We start from the raw sequence: 23528 nt of genomic DNA on the forward strand, positions 1-23528 counted from the left end.
GCGCCCCACGCGGCGCGAGGCCGTACGGGCGGTACTCACCGGTGTCGGCGCGCGTGCCGCGTCCGCCCGGGAGTCACGCCGGCCGGCTCGATGACCCGTGACTGCACGAGCTCATAGACCATGGTCGTCTGTACGTCGGCCACCTCTCGCCGCTCCGTAAGCCTGTCGATCACGAAGGCATACACGCCGTTCACGTCCGGCACCGCGACGTGAAGCAGGAAGTCGTAGGCGCCGGACGTGACGAACATGGCGATCACTTCCGGCAGCTGCTGCGCCCATTCCCGGAATCCTTCGATGACGGGCCGGGCCGGGGGCCGGATCCGGACCGAGATGAGCGCCTGCACCGGCCGGCCCGCCGCCTCCAGATCCAGCGCCGCGTGGTAGCCCGTGATCAGACCGCCCTCCCGCAGCACACGCACACGCTCCAGCGACGTGGACGGTGAGACACCCGTCTTGGCGGCGAGGTCCCGGTTCGTCTGCCGTGCATCGTTCTGCAACTCCCGCAGAAGAGCCATGTCCAGCGCATCAAGTTCCATGATCTGTCCCATACGCCTTACGAAGTTCGCTGCCTGCATCAACAGAATGAACTAATACCTACTCTATGACCTCGTGAGGCAACAAAAACATGGATTCACCACGGGTGCCGGTCTGATCCTCGGAGCCGCACTGCTGTGGGGCACCGTCGGACCCGCACAAGCTCTGGCCGACGTCCCCATGGGACCCGCCGCCCTCGGAGGCTGGCGACTGCTGGTCGGCGGAGCAGTACTGGGCGCTCTCCACAGCCGCCATCTGAGGGCCCTGCTCCCCGCTCTGCGGCAGGGCATGGCCCGGCCCTTGCTGATATGCGCCGCGGCCACGGCCGTCTTCCAGGCGGCCTTCCTCTATTCCACCGCGCACACGGGCGCCGCGCTGGCCACCGTCGTCGCCCTGGGCGTCGCTCCCGTCGCCACGGGCCTCATCGCCCGATCCGTCAACGGTGAACACCTGACCCGGACATGGCTGATCGCCACCACCGCCGCTGTGACCGGCTGCGCGCTGCTCCTCTCGCCCACCGGCAGCAGCGTCGACGCCTTCGGCTTGCTGGCGGCCACCGTCTCCGGCGTCTGCTACGGCCTGTACACCGTGTACGCGAAGCAGCTGACCACCGACCACCCGGGCGTCCCCCTGCCGGCCGTGTCCGCCCTGGCGCTGCTGCTGGGAGCCGTTCCGCTGATGCCGTGGATGGTCATCGACTCGGCCGCGCTCGGGCAGCCCACCGGTCTTGCGCTGATCGCCTGGCTGGGGCTGGCCTCCACCACCCTGGCCTACTGGCTGTTCTCCATCGGTATCACCTCGACCAGCGCCGCGGCCGTGGGTACGCTCAGCCTTGCCGAGCCGTTCGCGGCGTTCGTCCTCGGCGTCTTCGTCCTGCACGAGCACCTCACCCCGAGTTCCGTCCTCGGAAGCCTGTTGATGTGCGCCGGACTGGCGGCAGCCTGCTTCCCCGCCCGCCGCACACGGTCCGCCACCGCCCCCGCCGAGCCACAGCCGTCACCCGTGGTGCGGACGAACGCGGGTTCCCTGTCAGTGCCGACGCCGGGCGGCCATCCACTGCCAGAGGTGAGTTCCGTTGACACTGGGGTCGTTGCGGGCGACGTAGATCCACGACCAGTGGCCGGCGAACTGGTAGCCGTTTCGGACGACGTGGTCGTAGAGCGTCATCTGCGAGCCGGGGATGAGGTCGTGGGCGTGGGCGGTGTTGGCCTGCGGGTCCACCGTGGTGTCGTCGCGGGAGGCGACGAGCCAGCTGGGGGTGCCGATCTTCGCCAGCTCACTGTCGGGGATCAGCGGTGCGCCGCCGGACGGCAAGGACGCGACAATGCCGCAGATCGGCACGGAAGCAGCGAACAGGCTCGGGTAGACGGTGGTCATCTTCATGCTCATATAGCCGCCGTTGCTGCAGCCGACGACGTAGATCCGGTCCCGGTCGATGCGGTTCCTGCTCGCGACGTCGCCGATGATCTCGTGGATGAGGGGAGCGAAGCGGGGGCCGTCCTGCATCCAGGCGGAGGTGCTTTGCGGGGCGACGACATAGGCGCCGTCGAAGATGCGTTGTGCCTGGGGGGTGGCGAAGCCCAGTGCGCCGCGGTTGGCTCGTAGCGTGGTCTCGTTGTCGTAGTAGTTGTCAGGTAGTGAGGCGCCCTCACCCCCGCCGTGCAGCCAGACGATCAAAGGGCGCTTGCCCCGCCGGGAGGAGTGGGAGCCGGTGGGTGAGTACAGCCGGTACTTCATTCCCGAGCCGGAGACGTGCGAGCTGAACGCGTCGACCTCGGGGTCCGACACCCGATGGCCCTGCACGAAGTCCTTGATGGTGATCAATCGGTGATTGCGCAGGGCGATCGGGGCGTTCTGAGTGAGGGTGTAGGCGAGGTCGAGCACGACGTTGCGGCCCCTGCCCGCGATGTAGCCGAGGGTGCTGCCGCCGATCCGGCCTTCGGCGTGGGCCAGGTCGAGGACGATGTCGCCGCGGTGGTCGAGCCGGACGGCGGTCACCGTGCGGTCGAGGTCGTACTCGCTGAAGATGACGTCGTCGGCGGCGAGGGGAATCGGGCTGGTGGCCTTGGCGTGCACGGTGAAGGTGCCGGTGGTCAGGCCGGCCGGGTCGATCGGGCCGAGACGGGCGGTGTCGAGGGTGAGCGAGGTGACCTGCTCGCCGCCGTCGAGCACCTGGGCGTTGAGGGTGAATCTCACGCCGCTGGCTGCCTGGTCGTCGGCATGCGCGGCGACGCCGGGCAGGGACAGGCCGGCGGCGGCGCCCGTGCCGACGGCCAGAAGGGTGCGACGGCTGATCGGTGTGGGCATGCGGACTCCTTGCGTCGTGGGGGAGATGTCAGCGCAGTCTGTTTGCCGAACCGGGCGGTGAGCCCTGAGAGTTGACGGCTGCCCACCACGTACAGGATCAGGACGGACAGTGCTGTGGGCAAGACGTAGGGGAGCACCACCGGTAATCACCCTCGGCAATCACCCTCGGCAATCACAACGTCCGCGCGACCGGCCCCGACTCGCCGCAGGACCGCCACCTGCCGGCAGATCCACCCGTGCCGCCGACTGCACCTGGTCTGTCAGCTACACCCGGCCGCCCGCGGCACACCCGGCCGGCGACGCCGTCAGGCAGTGCGACACGTACAGGCGTACCGCGTCGTACAACCGGTAACGGATCTGCCCGTCGTCGTCGATCTGGCTGATGTGCAGCACCTGCCGGTACAGCAGTTCGTCGAGGATCTCCATCGCCATGTCCCTCGACGGTGCCACCCCCCGGGTCACGAGGTCGTTCACTCCGAAATCGTCGTTTGCCGTGCCGAGTTGTGCGAGCGCGGTCTGGACGGGCAGTGGCAGCGACCGGTGATGGGCCGCCACGCTCGACTGAAGTGACAGGTCCCCGACGCGCAGGGCCCGGAGGCGGTCCTGCTCGAACAGCAGGCGGCCGGCCATGTCGCGCAGTGAGCGGTGCGGGCGTGCCGCGAGCCACAGTCCGGCGATGTGCAGGGCCAGGGGCAGCCGCGCGCAGGACCGTAAAATGCTGAGCGCGGCCTGCTGTTCCGCCTGGACGCGGTCGGGGCCCACCAACTCCTCCAGAGCCGCCTGCGCGTCCCACTGGCTGAGGGCGCCGATCCGGTGGAGCGACTGCGCGGGCAGTGCGGGCAGTTCTCGCCGTGCGGCCACCAGCACGGCGCTGCTGACGTCCTCCACCAGCAGCGGCCGGATCTGGGCCTCGCTGTCGGCGTTGTCCAGGACCACGAGGACGTGTCTCGTGCTGAGTACGTCCCGCAGCTGTGCGCCCGCCTCCTCGGGATTGTCGGCGGCGGGCACGCCACCGAGTGAACGGAGTATGCGGCGGACGAGGGTGTCCGGCCCGAGAGGCGGCGAGGAAGCCGGATGCAGGTCGACGAAGACCTGCCCGTCCGGGAACTGGTCCCGTACGCCGTGAGCGGTCTGCAGGACCAGCGAGGTCTTGCCCGAGCCGGGCGGCCCGACCACGATCGCCGGCTGTGCGTGGTCGCGCTGTTCCCTCGTCGTGACGAGCGTCCGCAGGGAAGCGATGAGCGGCTCCCTGCCGACGAGACGGTGGCGCGGTGCGGCCGGGAGCTCCGCGGGCGGCAGACGGCGCGGCGAGCCGGACCGGTGGCCGGCGCCCGGTCTGCTCAGCAGCCGGTCCGCCGCGGCGGGCGGCAGCCCGAGTGCTTCGGCGAGCAGAAGCAGTGACTGTCTGCGCGGGCGGGAGGTGTGGCCGGTCTCCAGGTTGCGGATGGCCCGCACGCTGAGGCCGGAGCGCTGCGCGAGGTCCTCCTGCGTGAGACAGGCTGCCTCACGCGCGGTGACCAGTGCCGTCGCCGACGTGTCCGACGTTAGGGTTTCGCTCACGACAAGTCCATCTCGTTGTTCCGACAGCTGTGTGGGTGGGCGGTGACGACCGTGAACGCTCCGGCGGACGGAGACCGGAGAGGGGACGAGTGGTCGGTGCGGCCGCGAAGCCGCCGGGCGGCGGTGTTCAGGCGACCGCCGTGGGCGAAGCTCCGGCACGGTGCGGCGGGAGTGGGGTCCTGCGAGCGGGGGCGCGGATGCGGGGGCGAGGAGCCGGTCTTCGACCTGACGGTCCGCGGGCGCGGATCGGCTCGGGCGTTCAGTCCGGCGGGGGCTTGAGGTTGACCACGAACTTGTAGCGGGAGCCGCGGTACACGGAGCGGACCCATTCCACCGGCGCACCGTGCGCGTCCTGTGAGTGACGGCAGAGCAGCAACACCGGATGGCCGACCTCCGTGGCGAGGAGCGTGGCGTCGCGGGGTGTCGCCAGGGACGTCTCGATGACCTCCTGCGCCTCGGTGAGGTGCACGCCATAGACCTCGGCGAGCGCGGTGTACAGCGAACGGTGGGTGGCCAACGACGCCGCCAGGGCGGGGAAACGGCGTGCGGACAGGTGTGAGGTCTCGATCGCCATGGGCTCACCGCTGGCCAGCCGCAGCCGTTCGATGCGCAGCACTCTGTCGCCGACATCGATGTCAAGCAGCTGGGCCAGTTTGTCGTCGGCTTCGATGTGGCGGATGTCCAGGGTCCGGGAAGCGGGCGCGAGGCCCTGAGCGTGCATGTCCTCGGTGTGGGACATGAGTTGCAGCGTGCGAGAGAGCTTGGGCCGGGCGACGAACGTGCCCTTGCCCTGCATGCGGTCCAGTCGGCCCTCGCCCACGAGTTCCTGCAAGGCGCGCCGGACCGTGGTGCGCGAGGTGTTCAGCTCCAGTGCGAGTAATCGCTCGGCCGGCATGCGCGCACCGGGTGTGCGCGACTGTGTCATCTCCAGGACTCGCTGCTTGACGCGGTAGTACTTCGGCACTCGTGCGCCGGGTCCGGTCGCCCGCGTGTCGTTCCGGGCACCGCTGACGTCCGTGGTCATGGCCTGCCTTCCCGGCGGAGTCGCCGTTTTCCCGTTTATAGACCCGCACCCGTCCTTTGGTCTAGTCCAAACGAGGGCGTGTCGCCGCGGACCTGGGGCGGGTCGCGGGTGGCTCCGCGACCCTGAACCCCGCTTTACCCGGCCGACCTTGACGCTGCCAAAAGTCTAGGCCAAGCTCCCGGAGGCAGGTCTACACCAGTGGGCGGTCGGTCACGGCAGGTGCGGCGCCGTGGGCGACCTCCGTCATGGACGCACGCCCGGCGGCACCTCCGAGGTGGGAGGCCGTTCGGCGCGGCGCGAGTGACGGCGTCCACCCGCTGTTCGCGCGCCCGCCCCGATCCGCTGCCGCTCCGCCCGCCCGACTCACCAACGGCCTGACCGACGGCATCGAAAGGGATGACGCACAGATGACAACGCTCGCCACCCACCACGACACCCTCACCCGTGACGCCCTCGCGGTACTTCTGCCGGGGTTCGCCGGCACCACGGCACCGGACTGGGTGCGCCGTCGCGTCAGCGAGGGGCTGGCATCCGTCGCCCTGTTCGGCCGCAACGTCGCCACGCACGACCAACTGGCCGACCTGACCACCCGTTTGCGGGCGGAACGGGACGATCTGCTGATCGCCATCGACGAGGAGAGCGGCGACGTCACCCGCCTGGACGTCCGTACGGGCTCCTCGTTCCCCGGCAACCACGCCCTGGGCGCCGTCGACGACCCGGCCCTGACGCGCGGTGTCGCCCGCGAACTGGGCCGCCGCCTCGGCGCATGCGGCATCGACTTCGACTGGGCGCCGTCCGCGGACGTCAACGCCAACCCCGACAACCCGGTCATCGGCGTACGTTCCTTCGGCGCGGACACCGACCTGGTGGCCCGGCACACCGCCGCCTACGTCCAGGGTCTGCAGTCCACCGGCGTCGCTGCCTGCACCAAGCACTTTCCCGGCCACGGCGACACCAACGTCGACTCCCACCACGCGGTGCCGCGCATCGAGGTGGACACCGACACCCTCTACGGACGCGAACTCGTCCCGTTCCGCGCGGCCATCGAGGCGGAGACCCGCGCCATCATGAGCGCGCACATCCTCGTCCCCGCCCTGGACCCGGACCGCCCGGGGACCCTCTCCCGCCCCATCCTCACCGACCTGCTGCGCGGCGAACTCGGCTACGACGGGCTGATCGTCACGGACGGCATGGAGATGCGCGCGATTTCGGAGGCGTACGGTCTGGAACACGGAGTCGTGCTGGCGATAGCGGCGGGTGCCGACGCGATCTGCGTGGGCGGCGGACTGTGCGACGAGGGCACGGTGCTGAGCCTGCGGGACTCGCTCGTCGCCGCCGTCCGCTCCGGCGAACTCCCGGAGGAGCGGCTCGCCGACGCCGCCACCCGGGTGCGGAGCCTGGCGCAGTGGACGGCCGACGCACGGCGGGGCGGCGCGGCGCAGGTGACGGCCGACCCGGAGATCGGGCTCGTGGCGGCACGCCGTGCGCTGACCGTGCGGCGCACGGGGGCCGCGTCACCGGTCGAGGAGCCCGTGTACGTCGCGACGTTCCATCCGGCCGCGAACATCGCCGTCGGCCACGAGACCCCGTGGGGCGTCGACCTCGAACTGGAGCGGTTGCTGCCGGGCACGACGTCCGGGTCCTTCACCGGCTCCGACGCGGGTGGGGCGGCCCTTGCGGCGGCGGGCGGCCGTCGCATCGTCGCGGTGGTCCGTGACGAGCACCGGCACGACTGGATGCGAGCGGCCCTGGACGTGCTCCTGGCCGCGCGCCCGGACACGATCGTCGTCGAGATGGGCGTGCCGCAGGCGCCGCCGAGGGGCGCCGTCCACCTCGCCACGTACGGAGCCGCCCGCGTCTGCGGCGTGGCCGCGGCCGAGCGGATCGTCACCGGCTGACGTACGCGATGCGGATCACCGCGGGGTGACGTACGGCGAAGGGCTCGTCACGGCATGCATCAGGTAAGTGCCGGTAACCGGCAGTTGACCGGCACTTGGCGGCAGTTTCCGCGGGAGCGGGTTGACCCCGCCCAATGGTCTAGGCCAGCTTGAAGAAGCCTCGGTTCGGCTCCCGCACCGGCCGAGAGCGGGCCACTCGGCCCCTGAACTACCGCACCTGGAGTCATCGCATGCCGAAACCCTCCCCCTATCTGCATCGAGCAGCCTCCGCGCGCCCCTACTTCAGCGCGGACGCCGAGACGTACCTCACGCCGACGCCCCTCAGAGACATCTCCAAGGCGCGACCGCTGCGTGTGCTGTCGCCCCAGGACCTGGAGTTCTGGCAGACGTACGGCTACGTCGTCGTCCGCGACGCCATCTCGCCCGGTGCGGCGAAGAGCCTCCTCGAATTCGCCTGGGAGTTCCAGGGACTCGACCCGGACCGCCCCGAAACCTGGTACCAGGAACGGGAGTTCCGCTCGGACCTGGACCGCGACCTGCACGTGTACGGCTTCGTCGAGGCGTATCACCACCAGCACCTCTGGGACAGCCGTCAGACGGAGCGCGTCTACGACGCCTTCGTCGACGTATGGGACTGCGAAGAGCTGTGGGTCACGCTCGACCGGCTCAACCTCAACCCGCCCAACCGGGGCAACCGTTCGCGCTCCCTCATCGAGGCGACCGACGAGGGCTTCGACATCGAACTGCACTGGGACGTCGACACCACGCTCGGCATACTGCCCCAGCGGGTGCAGGGCATCATCGCCCTCAACGACACCCAGCCCGAACTCGGCGGCTTCCAGTGCGCGCCCGAGCTCTTCCGGCGCTTCGACGAGTGGAAGGTCACGCAGCCGGCCGACCGCGACCCCATCCGGCCCTCGATCGACCGCTCGCAGTACCCCGTCGTGCGCCCGGACCTCCAGGCCGGCGACCTGCTGATCTTCAACGGGCTGCTGGCGCACGGAGTGGCGCCCAACCACTCCGACAACGGTGTGCGAGCGGTCCAGTACCTGTCGATGATGCCCGCCCTCAACGAACACGAGGAACTGCGCAGTTCCCGCGTCGAGTCCTGGCGGACGCTCAGCACGCCCGGCTGGAACGGAACTCTGCTCGGCGACGCGACGCAGCACGAATCGCTCAGGTACGGGCCCGCCACACTCAACGGCCTGGGCAAAAGGCTTCTGGGACTGGATCCCTGGAGCGGACAAGAGACCGAGCAGTGACCCCGACAGTGACCCGAACAGGCGGCGTCGACCGCATCTGCCTGGCACTGCCCACCAACAGGGCCTGCTCGGCCGCCATATCCGCCCTCGCGGACGAAGCGGCGTACGCGACGCGCCACTTCGGTGTCGAAGTACATCTGCTGATCCTCGACTCCTCCGACGAGGCCACCCGGTCCGACCACGCGCGCGTCACGGCCGCGCTGCCCGTCAACCCCGACGTGGTCGTGCACCACCTCGACGAACAGCGCCAGCGGGACGTCCTGCGGCGCCTGATCCGGCACGCAGGCCTGGCCGCACCCGCCCTGTTCCTCGATCTCCTGCTGCCGGACGCCGTCTCCTACGGAGCCTGCACGAACCGTGCCTTCCTGATCGCCGGCGCCCTCGGCTGCCGGTCCGTGCACCGACGGGACTCCGACAGCGCCTACCAGACACTGGACGGCGAGCCGGTCTTCCCGATCCACCACGAACTTGCGTCCCTGGGCAGACCCGCCACCGAAGCGTCGGCCGAGGTCTCCGCGACGACCCTCGACCTCGCCCACGCCCATGCCCAGCGCCCCGTGTCCATGGTCGGCGCCTCCTTCATCGGTGAACTCTCCGTGGACATCGACGAAATCAGGCGGCTGGACGAGACCATCTACCACGACGTCGTGAGTCTGTGGGCGCCCGGCCACTGGCCCGAGGAGCAGAAACGGCAGCTCGTGGAGGAGTCCTTCAAGGGCGCCGGGACCGATCGCTTCACCCAGGACCACTCGGTGCTGACACTGGTCGATCCCATGCGGGTGGACATGTGCAACATCAGCTTCCGGCACGAGGTGTACGAGCGGGTGCCACTGCCCCCGGCGACCAGCACCATCGGCAGCGACTACTTCCTCATCCACCTCGTCCACGACGCCGCCCTCCCGGGTGTGCTGCACAACCGCGACATCGAGAACTTCTACACCCCGGAACGGCGCACCGACGCCGGGTTCATGGCGTACCAGACACGGTTCGTGAAGTTCCTGCTGTCGATGCTCTACTTCAACTTCGTCTACGACGGGATGGCCGCGGCGGGCCCCGCGCTCCTCGACGACCAGCAGAAGATCCGTCCGGAGACAGTGGTCGACCTGCTCCGTGCGAGCACGGGCCTGGACCGGACCGAGAATCTGTGGCGGCTGGAAAGCGTAGGCATCTCCTACCGGAAACTCGGCGGCAGATACGAGGAGTTCGCCGACCGGTTGACGGCTCGCCGCGACCAGTTGCTGGACGAGGCCGCGAGGGACATGGAGGACTTCGCCCTGCTGACCGAGGCCTGGGGTCCGCTGATGCGCGCGGCCAGGGACCACGGGATCGGGAGCGCGGCCGAGTGAGCATGTACGTCGACGCTGACGCGCGGCTGTCCGCCGCACTGACCGCCGCCTCGTCGGACCGTATCGTCTTCGACCTCACGGGGATCGAGGGCCAGTACGAGCGGCTTCTGAGCGAACTGCCGGACGTCGATGTGCGGTTCGCGATGAAGGCCTGTCCCGTCGACGAGGTCCTCACGTGCCTCGCGGACCGCGGCGCAGGCTTCGACGCGGCGAGCCCCACCGAGATCGAACAGGCGCTGCGCACCGGGGTGCCCGTGGCACGGATCCACTACGGGAACACCGTCAAGTCCGACGCGAACATCGCCGAGGCCCACCGGCTCGGCGTGCGCACCTTCGCCACCGACAGCGTGCAGGACGTGGCGGCGATCGCCGCTCACGCCCCCGGGTCCCGGGTGTTCTGCCGCCTCGCCACCAGCGGGGACGGCGCCCTGTGGGGTCTGAGCCGGAAGTTCGGCTGCTCGCGGGACGACGCGGTGCGGGTGCTGGACGCGGCGCGAGCGGCCGGTCTGACACCGGCAGGTCTTTCGGTCCACGTCGGCTCGCAGCAGATGACCTGCGAGGCCTGGCGACAGGCCTTCGACCTGCTCGCCGACACACTCGTGGCGCTCCACGAGCAGGGCATCGCCGTGGATCATATCAACCTCGGCGGCGGCCTGCCCGCGCTGGGATACCTCGACCGGCACGGCACACGGCTCGACCCCCCGTTGGACAAGATGTTCGCCGTGATCCGCGACGGAATGGAGCAGTTGCGGGCCGTCAACGGCGCACCGCTGGACTTCGTCATGGAACCGGGCCGGCATCTGGTGGCCGACCACGGCGCCATCCGCGCGCACGTGTACCGGCTCACCTCGCGCCAGAAGTCCGACGGCGAACGTGTCCACTGGCTGTATCTGAGCAGCGGCAAGTTCAACGGGCTCTATGAAATGGACCAGTTGAGCTACCGGCTCGTCTTTCCCAGGCACGTCGACGGACCGCAGGTGAGCGCGGTCGTCGCGGGCCCGACGTGCGACAGCGACGACGCGTACGGCTCCGGACATCATCCCGTGCCGGTGCCGGAAGCCGTCACCTCCGGCGAGCCGGTGTGGATCCTCGCCGCGGGCGCCTACGCCACCAGCTATATGACGCAGGGGTTCAACGGCTTCCCGCCGCTGCCCTACACGTGCGTCCGAGACACCTCCTCCCTGGCGGGAACAGACACGACACTCGCCGGAACAGAGACGACAAGGGGGAACTAGGTGAGCCGAGACATGTGTCCTCGCCCCATACGGGACAGTGACTGGCCCAACGTGGCCGCGCTGGAGGCCGATGCCTACGCGGGCAGTTCCCTCGCCGAGGGACGCGCGGTGCTGGAATCCCGGGGGCGGGCCGCACCGGCCACCTGCTTCGTCCTGGACCTCGACGGCCGCGTCGCGGGCTACGTACTCGCCCTGCCCTACCCGATGTTCCAGTACCCGGACCTGGCCCGCGCGGAGCGGCCCGCCGTCCCCTCGCGGAACCTGCACCTGCACGACATGGTCGTCGCGCGGGACCAGCGCGGCAGGGGGCGGGGGAGCGGACTGCTGAACCACCTCACGCGGACGGCCGGGACGGCGGGGTACGACCACATCTCCCTGGTCGCCGTCGAGGGAAAGGCGACCTTCTGGGCGTCCCGCGGGTTCCTGGCTCACCAGGGGGTCGCGGTCCCGCCCGACTACGGCGACAACGCCGTCTACATGTCCCGGGCCCTGACCGGTGTCCGTATCAGTGGTGCGACGAAAGCAGACCGTTTCCCATGCCCCGTGCCCTAGACGATTTCCGGCGGGCGCAGTTGGCCATCGCGGCCCTGTTCTGCTTCCTCGGGTTCCAGTACGCCACCTGGGCCTCCCGGCTGCCCGCCCTCAAGTCCCGGCTGGGCCTGAGCGAGACGGAGGTGGGGCTGCTCCTGATGGCCTGCGGGGCGGGAGCGGCGGCTTCCTTCCCCCTCGTCGCGTACCTGATGAAGCGCCTGGGCTCCAGATCCCTGTCCCTGGTGTCCGCGCTGTGCCTGGTGGTCATTCTCCTCGGGTTGTCCGCCGCGCCGAACTATCCCGTGGCCCTGCTGGTCATCTGTGCCGACGGCGTGGCGGTCGGCTGCCTGAACGTGGCCATGAACGCGCAGGGTGCCGCCTTGGAATCGGCCTACCAGCGCACCGCCATGACCCAGCTGCACGCGACGTTCAGCGGTGGATCCTTCGCCGCGGCGCTCCTGGCATCGGGCATGAACACGGTCACCTCGTCCATGGCGGCGCACTTCGCGGCCGCGGCTGTCCTCCTCGTGCTGCTGCTCGCCTACGCGGGACCGCGGTTGCTGGCGGACCGGCCCAAGGGGCAGGAACAGCCCGCCGCAGCCGAGGAGAAGGCCAAGGGCCGTCGCCGCGGGCTGACGTTGCCCGCGCAGGTGACGCTGTGGCTGGGCTGCGCCATGGTGTTCGGCACGGTCACCGAAGGTGCCATGAACGACTGGTCGGCGCTCTACATGAAGGATGTCGCCGACGCACCGGACCGGCTCGCGCCACTGGGCATCGCCGTCGTCTCGGTCATGATGGTCCTGGCGCGCTTCCTCGGCGACGGCTGGCGCAGCCGCTGGGGCGACGCCCGTGTCGTCCGCGTCGGCAGCGCGGTGGCCGGCACCGGACTGGCCCTGGCGCTGCTGGCGGGCGGCGTGGTGCCCTCACTCATCGGATTCGCCTGCGTGGGTCTGGGCATCGCGGCCGTGACACCCTGTCTCTACGTTGCCGCGGCAGCCCAGGGCTCGGACGCACTGGCCCTGGTCGCGACCATGGGAACCATCGGCCTCCTGGCAGGCCCGGCCGTCATCGGATTCGTAGCCGGAGCCAGCAGCCTCACTTGGGGCATGGCCGTCGTCGCCGCGTCGGCGCTCCTCGTATCGCTCTGCACCACACGGATACGCTGGAACACGGCAAAGGGGGCCGTGAGTTCATAACTGCGCCGAGCCGCTACGACGTTCCTCCACCACCCTGTCGTCGGCGACCTCGACGCTGAACCGCACGAATGAAGGTGCGTACGGTCGCGGCCGCAGCGAGGTCATATACGTGAATCAAGATCTCTGACGTAAAAACGCGACGGGGTATGGCGTCAACGGCGGCGCGATGCGAAGCCTTCTCGATCGGCTGAATTCATGTAGATGAACCGATGTGTGGAGTTCCTTCGTCTTGAGTGTTGACCTCAAAAGACAGACGCCAGCACACTGAACATCGTCCCCCTCGTTGGGCGAACGGCATCTCCCCGTACCCAATGGGCGCATTGCCGCACCGGCGTTACCGCTTTCACGGCACTTCAGCGCACTGCACTCATGTCACTGCATGTCACTGCACTTCAGCGCACTTTGACGAAGCACGTCGCTCTGCCTCCGCCGCGCGCATTCCGCTGCCCTGCCACGAGACGAGGAGCACGTCATGACCGGGTTCAATCGTCGTGATTTCATCAGAGCCGCCGGTGTCGGATCCGCCGCCCTGACCCTGCCGTTGGCAGGCATGGCGGGCCGGGCGACCGCGGGGGCGTCCCTGCCGACGGCTCTGCGAGCAGTCGTGAACGCGTCGGGTACCTGGCAGGTGACCGCGACCGTCCTGGGCTGGACCTTCGGTGGTTCGGTCGGCTCGGCCGCGACCGGCATCGCCACCCGTTCGGGTTCGGACGCGGTGGGCGCGTACACCGAGACCACGTTCACGTTCCAGGAGGGTGCGCGACGGGGCGGTATCCGCGTCTACGACAGCGCGTCGGCCGTCGTCTTCACCGACACCTGCGTCAGGGCAGCCGCCAACTCCAAGCCCTTCCCGACCCTCACCCAATATCCCGAGCTCGGCCACCGGTTGAGCCACAGGGAGTGCTTCGGGAGGGTCCAGTTCAACACCTTCGCGAGTGCGGCCGACAGCCCGTGGGCGTACTTCGACGACGAGGGCAACACCTTCCTGCTCTCGGCGGCGAGCCACTTCCAGGACACGCGGACCACCCAGGCCGCGGACGGCTCGATAGCGGTCGGCGTGCTCGGTTCGATCGCCACCCTGCCGGCCGGCTACACCCGGCGGACGATCCTGTCGGTCAAGGCAGGGATCGGCGCCGCCCACCGCGCGTGGGGCACCGCGCTGACGCGGCTGGCGGGCAAGACCCCACCGCCCAACGACCGGGGTGTGATCCTCAACAAGCTGGGCTACTGGACCGACAACGGCGCGGACTACTACTACAAGTTCGACGAGTCGAAGGGCTACGCGGGCACACTGCTGGCCGTCCGTGACGAGTGGGCGGCCCAGAAGATCCCCATGGGGTACATGCAGCTCGACAGCTGGTGGTATCCCAAGGGCCCCGACAGCAAGTGGAACGCCCTGCCGGACGGCACCTCCCTGTACGAGGCGGACAAGGAGCTGTTCCCGGACGGACTGGCCGCGTTCCAGAAGAAGTTGGGCATGCCGCTGGTCACCCACGCCCGGTGGATGGACGCTTTGAGCCCGTACCACGACGACTACGCGTTCTCGAACAACGTTGTCATCGACCCGGAGTTCTGGCAGAGCGTCATGAAGTACCTGCGCGACGGCGGAGTCACCGTCTTCGAGCAGGACTGGCTCTGCACGAAGGCCAAGCCCGCCGACACCAACCTCACCGACGCCGACGCGTTCTTCGACAACATGGCCTGGTTCTCCGCGGCCGAGGGCATCGATCTCCAGTACTGCATGGCACTGCCGCGCGACTACCTCCAGAGCACGTGCTACCCCCACCTGACGACCATACGGGTGAGCGACGACCGCTTCGACCGCCCGAAGTGGGACGACTTCCTCTACGACTCGCAGTTCGCGGGCTCGCTCGGGGTGTGGCCCTGGGCCGACGTGTTCCTGAGCGGCGAGAGGGACAACCTGCTCCTTGCGAACCTGTCGGCCGGGCCGGTCGGCGTCGGGGACGCGCTGGGCAAGGTGAACGCCGCCAACCTGTCGAAGGTGGCACGCCCCGACGGGGTCCTGGTCAAACCCGACGTGCCGATCGTCCCCACCGACGCGACCTACATCGGCCAGGCGGCCGGCAACCTGCCGGCCATGGTCGCCGCCACCCACGTCGTGCACGCGACAGGGCTGACGTACCGTTACGTCTTCGCGTACGCCCGGCAGTTCCGGGCACCGCAGCGGATCTACCAGGCGGAGGACGCGACCCTCTCGGGGGTGTCCGTCCGCTCGGAGGAGTCCGGCTACACCGGCAGCGGCTACGCCGACTATCAGCACGCCGACGGCGACTACGTGGAGTGGACGGTGCAGGCGCCCGCCGCGGGCACGTACACCCTCCAGTTCCGCTACGCGAACGCCGCCTTCACCGACCGCCCGCTCGCGGTGCAGGTGAACGGCGCCGCCGCGCGCACCCTGTCGTTCCCCTCGACCGGCTGGTGGTCGTCGTGGAGCGTCGTGGGGCTCACCGCCACCCTGGCCGCGGGCGCGAACACCGTACGCGTGATCGCCACCGGGTCGAGCGGCGGCAACATCGACTGGCTCGGCGTCACTCAGGGCACCGTGCCGACCGGCCTGTCCCAGAGCGTCTCGTTCAGCCTGGCCTCGCTGGGCGTGGGCGGACCGGCGTACGTCTACGACTACTACGCCGGCACCGGCGCCCTGGTCGCCTCGGGCGGCAGCGTGAGCACCACCGTCACCAGCGGTACGTACTGGGTCGTCGCATCGGTGGGACCCTCCGGCATCGCCTTCCTCGGCGACGCGGGGAAGTTCGTCTCGCACGGCGACAAGCGCGTCGTGCACCTCGACGACGACGGGAACGTGAACGCCACCCTCGCCTTCGCGGCGGGCGAGGGACCGGTGACCCTGCACGGCTACGCACCGCGCAGGCCGACCGTCACCGCCACCACGGGCAGTGCCGGAGCCGTCGCCTACGACACCTCGACCAAGCTCTTCACCGTCTCCGTGACGGGCACCGACAACGAGGCGGTCATCGCCGTCGCCCCCTGAATCCCGACAGACAAGAAACAGACCAAGAAGCCGATCGAGAAGGTGAGTACTGACATGAGAAGACTTTTCGCGGTCGCCGCTGCGGCGACCGCGGCAATCCTCGGGGTGATCGGCACGCCGGCCGTGGCAGCCGCGGCCCCCGCCTCGACCCCGGCGACCGGCCCCGCCTCGGCCACCGCGTCCACCGACCTCCGGGTGATGCCGATGGGCGACTCGATCACCTGGGGCGCGGGCAGCAGCAACGGCACCGGCTACCGGCTCCCGCTGCGCAACGAACTCACCGCCGCCGGGTACACCGTGGACTTCGTCGGCAGCCTGCAGAACGGCAGCATAGCGGACCCCGACAACGAGGGCCACAGCGGCTGGCGCATCGACCAGATCTCCGGCATCGCCGACTCGGTCCTGAGCACCTACCGGCCCAACGTGGTGACCCTGATGATCGGCACCAACGACCTGAACCAGAACTACCAGGTGGCGACCGCCCCGGACCGGCTGCACGCCCTGGTCGACCGGATCACCGCCGACCTGCCGGGCGTCACCGTGCTGCTCGCCTCCCTGGTCGTGTCGACCCACCCGGTCGAGGAACCCCTCCGGCCGGCGTTCAACCGGCAGGTGCCCGCGATCGTCGAGGCCGCGCAGGCGGAGGGTAAGCACGTCGGGTACGTCGACATGGGGACGCTGACCACCGCTGACCTCGCGGATTCGCTGCACCCCAACGACAGCGGCCACCAGAAGATGGCGGACGCCTTCAACGCCGGGATCCGGGCCGCCGACGAGGCGGGCTGGATCGAGGCGCCGGGCCCCAGCGGCGTGGTGCGCTCCGGTATCGCGGGCAAGTGCCTGAACGACGACCACGCCGGGACCGCCAACGGCACAGCCGTCCAGTCGCGCGGCTGCAACGGCACCAACGCCCAGTGGTGGACCCTGCGCACCGACGGCACCCTGCGCATCTACGGCAAGTGCATGGACGCCGCGAACGGCGGCACGGCCGACGGCACCCTGATACAGCTCTACGACTGCAACGGCACCGGGGCCCAGGTCTGGGAACCGTACAACGGCGGCTACCGCAACCCGCAGTCCGGCCGCTGCCTGGACGTCCCCAACTCGTCCACGACGGACAACACCCAACTGCAGCTGTGGAACTGCAACGGCACCGACGCGCAGAAGTGGACGACACTGCGACCGGTGTGACCCCACCACAGCGGACACACCAGCCCTCATCCACACCTGTGGTCCCGGATGCGCGTCCCGCTGCTGCGGATATCGGCGACCTGGCCCTGGAGACATGACCACCGCGCCTGGACTCCGTCATGCCCACGCCCAACCGACGAAAACGCCCCGCCCGCTCGGCACTTGGCGATCAGCGATGTCTCATCGCTCAACTGCGGTCAGTCCGGCAGCAGCCCGTTGTCCGCCAGCCAGTTGTGCAAGGAGTAATAGAGTTCGGGCTCGTCGGCGGCCTTCGCGAGTTTGAGTGCGCGGCGCGCGGTTCGCCTGGCTTCCTTGCCGCGTCCGGACCGCTGAAGAACCTGGGCGAGGGCGGCCGCGGCGGAGGTCCGGTCGCCGAGGTCGCCTGTCGTGACGGCCATCTGTTCCGACCTGGTGGAAGCGGCTATCGCCTCGTCCGAGCGCCCCAGGGCGAGGAGGGCAAGTGCCAGTACGTCCAGTGCCTGACGGGTTGACGGCAGATCCTGCTCCGCTTCGAACACCGCAGCGGCCCGCTCGGCCGTCCGCACCGCATTCTCCGGATGCCCGGCGGCGGTGTGCACGGCAGACAGGTCGAGGAGCGCGCCCCCGACGTCCTTCTGCCGGTTCAGGCCCTCGTATATCCGCACGGCATCGAGGTAATGGCTGATCGCCTCGGCAGGGAAGCCGGCATGGTGGCGCAGTGCTGCAAAGCGTCGCAGAGCCGTCGCCTCGCTGCCGGGGGCATCCATGTACCGCCAGGTCGTGCGGCAGATGTGAAAGGCCCGCTCTGCGTGCCCACTGTCGTAGCGGAATCCCTTTCGCGGAGTGAGCAGGGCGTCCGCGACGCCGAGGGCGGTGGCGGTGAGTTGTCTGCAGGCGTCCTGCCACGGCGGCGCATGAGTGTCGGCGGACCGAGTGAGCAGCTCCAGAGCCTCTTCGAGTGCTGTGAGGCAAGCACCGATGGATCGCGGTGCGATCTTTCTTCTGGCTTCGAGCACATGGCAGACGACCTGCAGCCGGTCGTCTCCGAGACGGTGCGCAAGACGCGATGCGGCTGTCAGGGCCTCGGACTCCAGCCTGGTGTCCAGGCCTGTCATCGACGCCAGGTGGTAGATCTGGTGGAACAAGGGCACCGCAGCGTGTCGGCCCTCGTCGCGCAACCTGGAGCAGCTCTTGCGCGCTGTGTCGAACAGGGTGTTGAGCTGTGTGCGTGCCGCGCGCGGATCGTCGGCCAAGGACGAGAGGAACTGCTCCCGGTCGAAGTCCAGCAGGCGCTCGGCCTCGGCACCTCCGTTGCTGTAAGCACCCAGGGTCCAGCTCAGACCGGCCAGGGCCCAGACGGTGTGGTCCCTCTCGTCGCCGGGTGTCGTCAAGGCGGCGATTTTCTGGGACGTGTCGACGAGTTCCGCCGTCTGGCCTCTGAAGCGGTGCAGTCGGACGAAGGCTTCGAGTATCCGCAGCGCCGCGTCGGCATCGTCGAATGTCACTCCCATCGCGACGGCGGCCTGGAGATTGGGCTGCTCCTGGTCGAACCACGCCAGGGCGCTCTGCACGGCCTCGGAGTCCGCGGGCGCGTCGCGGCGTGCGGTGCGCAGAACTTCCCCGGTTCCTGCTGCCTTTATCGAGTAGTGGTCCAACAGGCGGGCAGCAGGCGCCTTTTGGTCGTCGAGGCACGCCGTCGAGAGCTCGATGGCGTAATCACGGATGAGGTCGTGCTGACGCCAAGCACCCGCGCCGACGTGCTCGATCATGTGGGCGCGGGACAACTCGTGCAGAAGGGGACGGGAGGATCGGGGATCTTTGCCCAGGAGCTGCGCGGCGGTCGCAATGCCGAAGTGCGGGCCGGGGTTGACCGGCAGGATGCGGAAGAGACGTGCCTGTTCCGGACTCAGGCGCTGGTACGAAAGCTCGAAGGCAGCGCGTACGGCACGCTCCCCGTCGTCGAGCAGGTCGAGCCTGCTGCGGGCGTGAGCGAGATCGTCGGCCAGTTCATCCGGTGTCAGAGAGGGGGAGCGGGCCAGGAGAGCGGTCACGATGTGCAGGGCCAACGGCAGGTTTTCACACAGCTCGCACAGCCGCAGGGTGCCGGCCTCGTCGTCACGGACACGGCCGTCCCATGCGGAGAGCTGTTCGAACTGGCGCCGGATGAGAGCTACCGCGTCAGCGCGTGCGAGTGTCCCGAGGTCCAGGGTGCGTGAGCCGCGTACGGTCAGGGTGTGTCGCGAGGTGACCACGACACGGTGTCTTCGGGACCGCGGCAGCAGATCGGCGATCTGGTCGGTCGTGGAAGCGTTGTCCAGGACGAGGAGGACCGCACGTTCCCGCGCGGCGAGGTCTTCCAGGAGCCGGTGGTACTCCAGTGCGTGCTGCTGCGCCGGCGCGGTATGGACCGTGCCGTCCCGCCCCAGGGTGTGGAGCAGAGGACCGTACGCCTGGCGGGGCAGGATGCGCTGGTCGGGCTGGGGTGCGTAGCCATTGAGATCCACGAAGAGGGCGCCCCCGGGAAACCAGCCGCGTGAGACCGCCTCCATGGCGCACACCCGGACGAGGGCCGTCTTCCCGATGCCGGCCAGACCTGCCACCGCTGACACGACCACCATGCCGGACGCCTCATGCGCGGGGTCCAAAATGCCCAGGACGGAGCCCACTTCGCCCTCCCGCCCGACGAAGACCTCGGCGACCGCTTCGGCCCTGGGAAGGACCCGCTCCACGACGACGACCGCGTCGTTCGCGGGCAGGTGATGATGCACCTCGGTGTACTGCAGGTCACCGCCGGCCTGAACAACCCGGGCACCCGTGGACGCGGAGGCGGACTGGCGGACCTGATGCGGCAGGTTCCTGCGGTCGGGCGACGGCAACGGCAGCCCCGTCAGTTTTCGGTGACGTGCAGGTCACCGGCTGACTGGTGGACGCGGCCGCCATCCGTCGCCCGGACGCTCATCCGTACCGAACCGACACGTGGTGCGGCGGGCGACGGGGCCCGCAGCCGCATCTGCCACAGCTGGGTCAGCGCTGCCGCAGCGAGCTCCCCGTCGGCGCCCCGGAGCACCGTACGAAGGCCGGACGACTCTCCCTCCACCGCCTCGGCCTGCTCCGGGTGTACCCGGCGCCACAGGGCGATGACGGCACCACGGGTCTGCTGCCAGGCGTCCGCACCCATGGCGGCGACCATCGCTGCTCCCGCAAGTTGTGCGACCACACTCGGATCCATCCCACGCCCCCGTGTTGTCCCAAGTCGGTGTCTCTCTACAGAATACGGAGAACCTGAGGTATGTGGAGGTCCGATTCGCCTGTTTTCGAAGGCGAGTTGCCGGACAATGGCCGTCCTGCGGAAGCCGCGCCGAGGCATCGGTCACCCCGCCGCCACGATGGCGGCAGGGGCGAGGTCATTCCGAAGTGCTGGTATCCGTCACGTAGTTCCCGCCCCGCCCGCCAGCCGGGCCGGGGCCGGTACGACCTGTAGGAATTTCCGCCGTTCGGCGTCGTCGGTTTCCTCGGTGATGTGGCCGAGGAAGACGAGCCGTCGGGTGAGCGGGATCGCGCTCATGCCGTGTTTGCCGAGTGCGTCCCATTCGCTTTGCGTCAGTGTGGTGGAGACGATGGGGAGGATCCCGGGTGTGTGCGCCGATGACCTTGGACCGTGCACGGTCATGCGCCGCGGAGCGCAGCAGTTGGGGGAGCCGGCCGAACTCGCGGCGGATGACGCGGTGGATCAGCACCATCTCGTGGGTGTCGACGCCGGATCCGGAAGGGTTCACGGGGCCCGGTCCGGAAGGGTTCACGGGGCTCACCGTGACTCCTCGATCGCCGCTGCGGCCTCGATCGCCGCGGCGGCCTACGTCGCCCAGCCCGAGCAGATCGCCGACGCGATCGTCTACCTGGCCACCGACGAGGCCGGCTGCATCACCGGCACGCTCCTCAACGTCGACGGCGGCCGCACCGCTGTCTGACCGCTTCCAGCGCGTTGGCGTTCAGATTTTGCGGCCGACGCCGCAGAGCACCGCGACGTCGGTGGTGTGCCACGGGTTCGGCTCGGGCCGCCATTGCGAGGTGGGCACCACACCGGGCTCGACGAGGGTCAGACCGCTGAAGTAGGCGCCGATCTGTTCTGGGCTGCGGTTGGTGTAGGGGTGAGAGCCGCCGCTGTTCTCGTTGTACTGACGGACAGCCTCGTTCCGTTCCACGTTGGTGGTCGTGCCGTCGTTGACCACGAGAAAGCTGCCGGAGGGCAGAGCGTCGAGCAGGCGCTTCAGTGTCTCCAGCGCCTCGTCGTAGTCAGGGACGTTGCCCAGAATCCCCAGCATCATGAGTCCGATGGGACGGCTGAAGTCCAGTGTCCTGGCGGCGCCCGTCAGGATCCGGTCCGAGTCTCGTACGTCGGCGTCGATGTAGGCGCAGGCTCCCTCGGGGTGGCTGGTCAGCAGGGCCTGGGCGTGCCGCAGCACCAGGGGATCATTATCGACGTAGACGATCCGCGACTCCGGTGCCACCCGCTGGGCGATTTCGTGAGTGTTGTCGGCGGTCGGCAGGCCCGTGCCGATGTCGAGGAACTGGCGGACGCCCTCCTCGCCCGCAAGGCAGCGGACAGCACGTGCCAGAAACGCGCGGGTGTGACGGGCGTCGTCGACGATGCCCGGGAACACCTCCCTCACTTGGTCCCCGGCTGTGCGGTCGACCTCGTAGTTGTCCTTGCCTCCAACCCAGTAGTTCCATATCCGTGCCGAATGCGGCATTGACGTATCGATCTCGGTCAGGTGCTGTGCCGGGTCGCCGTCTTTCACGGAGAACGCCCTCTCGTCGTGCGTCCGGTAGTTCTTGCCCAACTTACTGTCAACAGGCGCTGTTTCTAAGGGAGTTCATGTCCCGATGTGTATGGGGCCGTGTTTCGCAGACCGCCCGCGCGGAGGGCCACCGTCGGCGAGGTCCACGACCTCGCGCCGTCGAGGAGTACTCGGCCCACCACACTCAGCGCGAGCACCCACGGGTTCATGCGGTCCGCTACCGCGACGCCCTCGCACCCGCCGTGTGATCACGGTCCCTCGAACCGGGCCGCACCCGGCGTGGTTCAGCGCTGGTCGCTCTCCGGCGGGTTGCCGCGGGCCTGCATGTCACGCAGTGCCTCGTCGGCAAGGGTGATCTCCGAGTACCACTGCCGGTGCACCTTGTACGTACGGTCGAGTTCGACCATGTGGTACAGCCCGGTCGGCTTGCCGAACCAGAAGTCGCGCAGGAGGCGCTGGACCCTGCCGCGGCCCACGATCAGGATCGCGCGGTCGGTGACGACGACTGTCGCCGCCGGCCGGCCCCGCCTCACCGAGCGATCGTTCGACCACCGTCGCTCACCAGGCCGTGCTCATGAGAGCAAAAAAATCTGCATGTGTTGCCGTGAAGTTAATTCTGGATCTACTGTCCGTCGCCAGGACCACTTCAGGAGGCCCATATGCGTACCAAGCGCATCTTCGGGATCTTTATCACGGCATCCACTCTTGTATCGCTCACCGCGTGCTCCGTCTCGACCACCCCGGGCGGCTCGGACAGCGGCGGCAAGAAGGCGGCCTCGGACGGCCTGTCCATCGGCTTCAGCCAGGCGACCCAGCAGTCGCCGTTCTACGTGCAGCTCCGCACCGGTGCCGAGCAGGCCGCCAAGAAGGCCGGTGCCAAGCTCAACTTCGCCGACGCGGGCGACGACGTGACGAAGCAGAACAACGACATCCAGGACCTCATCACCCGCGGTGTCGACGTGCTGCTGGTCAACCCCGTCGACCCCAAGGGCGTCAAGGCAGGCCTGGCCGCCGCCGACGCGGCGGGGATCCCCGTCGTCACCGTCGACCGTCCGGTGCCCTCCGGAGCCGTCGCCCATGTCGGACGCGACAACAAGGAGATGGGCCGCCTCGTGGGCGCCGAGGTCGTCAAGGCCCTGGGCGCCAAGGGCGGCAAGATCATCGAGATCAAGGGGGACGCGGGCGGCGCCGTCGCCCGCGACCGCAGCGCCGGGTTCCACGAGGCCGTGGCCGCCAACAGCAAGATCAAGATCGTGGCGGGACCCTACTGCGACTACATCCGCGCCAAGGCCGTCACCGCCATGCAGGACCTCATCCAGACCAACCCCGACGTCAAGGCCGTCTACGCGCACAACGACGACATGGCCCTCGGCGCGCTCCAGGTGCTCAAGGAGAACAACCGCACCGACGTCAAGGTCGCCGGTGTCGACGGACTGATGGAGGCCGTGAAGTCCATCGCCGCCGACGGCCCCTACATCGCGACCGCGCTCAACGACCCGATCTCCCTCGGCGCCACCGCCGTACAGACCGCGCTGGACGCCCAGGCGGGCAAGAAGGTCTCCGCCGAGGTCGACGCCGGAACCGGTCTGATCGACACCGGCAACGCCGCCACGTACAGCGGGTCCACCACGTTCGCCCTCGCGGGCAAGAAGTAGC

General features: G+C 69.1%; 19 protein-coding genes and 1 pseudogene. 11 read left to right on the forward strand and 9 right to left on the reverse strand.

The genetic code is table 11. From position 1 onward, the window contains the following. Window positions 1–35: 35 nt before the first annotated feature. On the reverse strand, window positions 36–536 hold the full coding sequence (locus AOK01_RS05810; RefSeq protein ID WP_055509204.1) for an Lrp/AsnC family transcriptional regulator: 501 nt from the start codon (window positions 534–536) through the stop codon (window positions 36–38). 73 nt (window positions 537–609) lie between these two features. Here AOK01_RS05810 and AOK01_RS46430 point away from each other — a divergent pair. Then, window positions 610–1458: pseudogene (locus AOK01_RS46430) on the forward strand (DMT family transporter); the annotation flags it as partial. Window positions 1459–1563: 105 nt separating this feature from the next. Here AOK01_RS46430 and AOK01_RS05825 read toward each other — a convergent pair. The 3 genes from AOK01_RS05825 to AOK01_RS05835 form a co-directional block, all read right to left on the reverse strand. Further along, window positions 1564–2841, reverse strand: coding sequence for a prolyl oligopeptidase family serine peptidase (locus tag AOK01_RS05825; RefSeq protein WP_055509108.1), 1278 nt, complete (start codon window positions 2839–2841; stop codon window positions 1564–1566). 264 nt (window positions 2842–3105) lie between these two features. Continuing rightward, complete coding sequence (locus AOK01_RS05830; protein WP_055509109.1) at window positions 3106–4401, reverse strand: AAA family ATPase; 1296 nt, start codon at window positions 4399–4401, stop codon at window positions 3106–3108. 259 nt (window positions 4402–4660) lie between these two features. Continuing rightward, entirely contained in the window at window positions 4661–5425 is a 765-nt protein-coding gene (locus AOK01_RS05835) for a GntR family transcriptional regulator (protein ID WP_055509111.1), read from the reverse strand. A gap of 407 nt (window positions 5426–5832) precedes the next feature. On the opposite strand from AOK01_RS05835, the gene AOK01_RS05840 reads away from it, so the two are divergent. The 8 genes from AOK01_RS05840 (at window position 5833) to AOK01_RS05875 (ending at window position 17094) form a co-directional block, all read left to right on the forward strand. Beyond that, window positions 5833–7323 (forward strand): glycoside hydrolase family 3 protein, encoded by a 1491-nt coding sequence (locus AOK01_RS05840; protein ID WP_055509114.1) that lies wholly within the window; start codon window positions 5833–5835, stop codon window positions 7321–7323. Between the two features lie 230 nt (window positions 7324–7553). Continuing rightward, window positions 7554–8585, forward strand: a complete 1032-nt coding sequence (locus AOK01_RS05845) for a phytanoyl-CoA dioxygenase family protein (protein ID WP_055509116.1) — start codon at window positions 7554–7556, stop codon at window positions 8583–8585. Then, window positions 8582–9931: a DUF6271 family protein gene (locus AOK01_RS05850; RefSeq protein ID WP_245702117.1), complete on the forward strand. Its 1350-nt coding sequence runs from the start codon at window positions 8582–8584 to the stop codon at window positions 9929–9931. Before AOK01_RS05845 ends, AOK01_RS05850 begins: the two co-directional genes overlap by 4 nt. A 2-nt stretch (window positions 9932–9933) precedes the next feature. Beyond that, window positions 9934–11166, forward strand: a complete 1233-nt coding sequence (locus AOK01_RS05855; protein ID WP_055509119.1) for a type III PLP-dependent enzyme — start codon at window positions 9934–9936, stop codon at window positions 11164–11166. A gap of 12 nt (window positions 11167–11178) precedes the next feature. Then, on the forward strand, window positions 11179–11718 hold the full coding sequence (locus AOK01_RS05860) for a GNAT family N-acetyltransferase (protein WP_055509121.1): 540 nt from the start codon (window positions 11179–11181) through the stop codon (window positions 11716–11718). Next, window positions 11703–12893, forward strand: a complete 1191-nt coding sequence (locus AOK01_RS05865) for an MFS transporter (RefSeq protein ID WP_055509124.1) — start codon at window positions 11703–11705, stop codon at window positions 12891–12893. The genes AOK01_RS05860 and AOK01_RS05865 overlap by 16 nt, the downstream gene beginning before the upstream one ends. Window positions 12894–13365: 472 nt before the next feature. Then, window positions 13366–15903, forward strand: a complete 2538-nt coding sequence (locus AOK01_RS05870) for a CBM35 domain-containing protein (RefSeq protein WP_055509126.1) — start codon at window positions 13366–13368, stop codon at window positions 15901–15903. 54 nt (window positions 15904–15957) lie between these two features. Further along, complete coding sequence (locus AOK01_RS05875; RefSeq protein WP_055509128.1) at window positions 15958–17094, forward strand: SGNH/GDSL hydrolase family protein; 1137 nt, start codon at window positions 15958–15960, stop codon at window positions 17092–17094. Between the two features lie 197 nt (window positions 17095–17291). On the opposite strand, the gene AOK01_RS05880 is transcribed toward AOK01_RS05875, so the two are convergent. The 3 genes from AOK01_RS05880 to AOK01_RS44730 all read right to left on the reverse strand — a co-directional run bounded on the left by AOK01_RS05880 (window position 17292) and on the right by AOK01_RS44730 (window position 20638). Further along, window positions 17292–19949: a tetratricopeptide repeat protein gene (locus tag AOK01_RS05880; RefSeq protein WP_055509130.1), complete on the reverse strand. Its 2658-nt coding sequence runs from the start codon at window positions 19947–19949 to the stop codon at window positions 17292–17294. A gap of 11 nt (window positions 19950–19960) precedes the next feature. Further along, the gene (locus AOK01_RS05885; RefSeq protein WP_245702119.1) at window positions 19961–20290 is read right to left on the reverse strand and encodes a hypothetical protein; all 330 of its coding nucleotides are present in this window, start codon (window positions 20288–20290) and stop codon (window positions 19961–19963) included. Window positions 20291–20500: 210 nt separating this feature from the next. Beyond that, the gene (locus AOK01_RS44730; RefSeq protein WP_245702120.1) at window positions 20501–20638 is read right to left on the reverse strand and encodes a hypothetical protein; all 138 of its coding nucleotides are present in this window, start codon (window positions 20636–20638) and stop codon (window positions 20501–20503) included. 103 nt (window positions 20639–20741) lie between these two features. Between AOK01_RS44730 and AOK01_RS44735 the strand changes: the two genes are divergently transcribed. Further along, window positions 20742–21041: an SDR family oxidoreductase gene (locus AOK01_RS44735; protein ID WP_055509134.1), complete on the forward strand. Its 300-nt coding sequence runs from the start codon at window positions 20742–20744 to the stop codon at window positions 21039–21041. Window positions 21042–21062: 21 nt separating this feature from the next. Here AOK01_RS44735 and AOK01_RS05895 read toward each other — a convergent pair whose 3' ends face one another. Both AOK01_RS05895 and AOK01_RS05900 read right to left on the reverse strand, forming a co-directional pair. Beyond that, window positions 21063–21872 (reverse strand): SAM-dependent methyltransferase, encoded by an 810-nt coding sequence (locus tag AOK01_RS05895; protein ID WP_281181311.1) that lies wholly within the window; start codon window positions 21870–21872, stop codon window positions 21063–21065. Window positions 21873–22156: 284 nt separating this feature from the next. Next, window positions 22157–22405 (reverse strand): hypothetical protein, encoded by a 249-nt coding sequence (locus AOK01_RS05900; RefSeq protein ID WP_055509136.1) that lies wholly within the window; start codon window positions 22403–22405, stop codon window positions 22157–22159. A gap of 126 nt (window positions 22406–22531) precedes the next feature. On the opposite strand from AOK01_RS05900, the gene AOK01_RS05905 reads away from it, so the two are divergent. Then, the gene (locus tag AOK01_RS05905) at window positions 22532–23527 is read left to right on the forward strand and encodes a substrate-binding domain-containing protein (protein ID WP_055509138.1); all 996 of its coding nucleotides are present in this window, start codon (window positions 22532–22534) and stop codon (window positions 23525–23527) included. Window position 23528 lies beyond the last annotated feature (1 nt).

Origin of the sequence: Streptomyces aurantiacus (assembly GCF_001418335.1) — a bacterium.
Classification (GTDB): domain Bacteria; phylum Actinomycetota; class Actinomycetes; order Streptomycetales; family Streptomycetaceae; genus Streptomyces; species Streptomyces aurantiacus.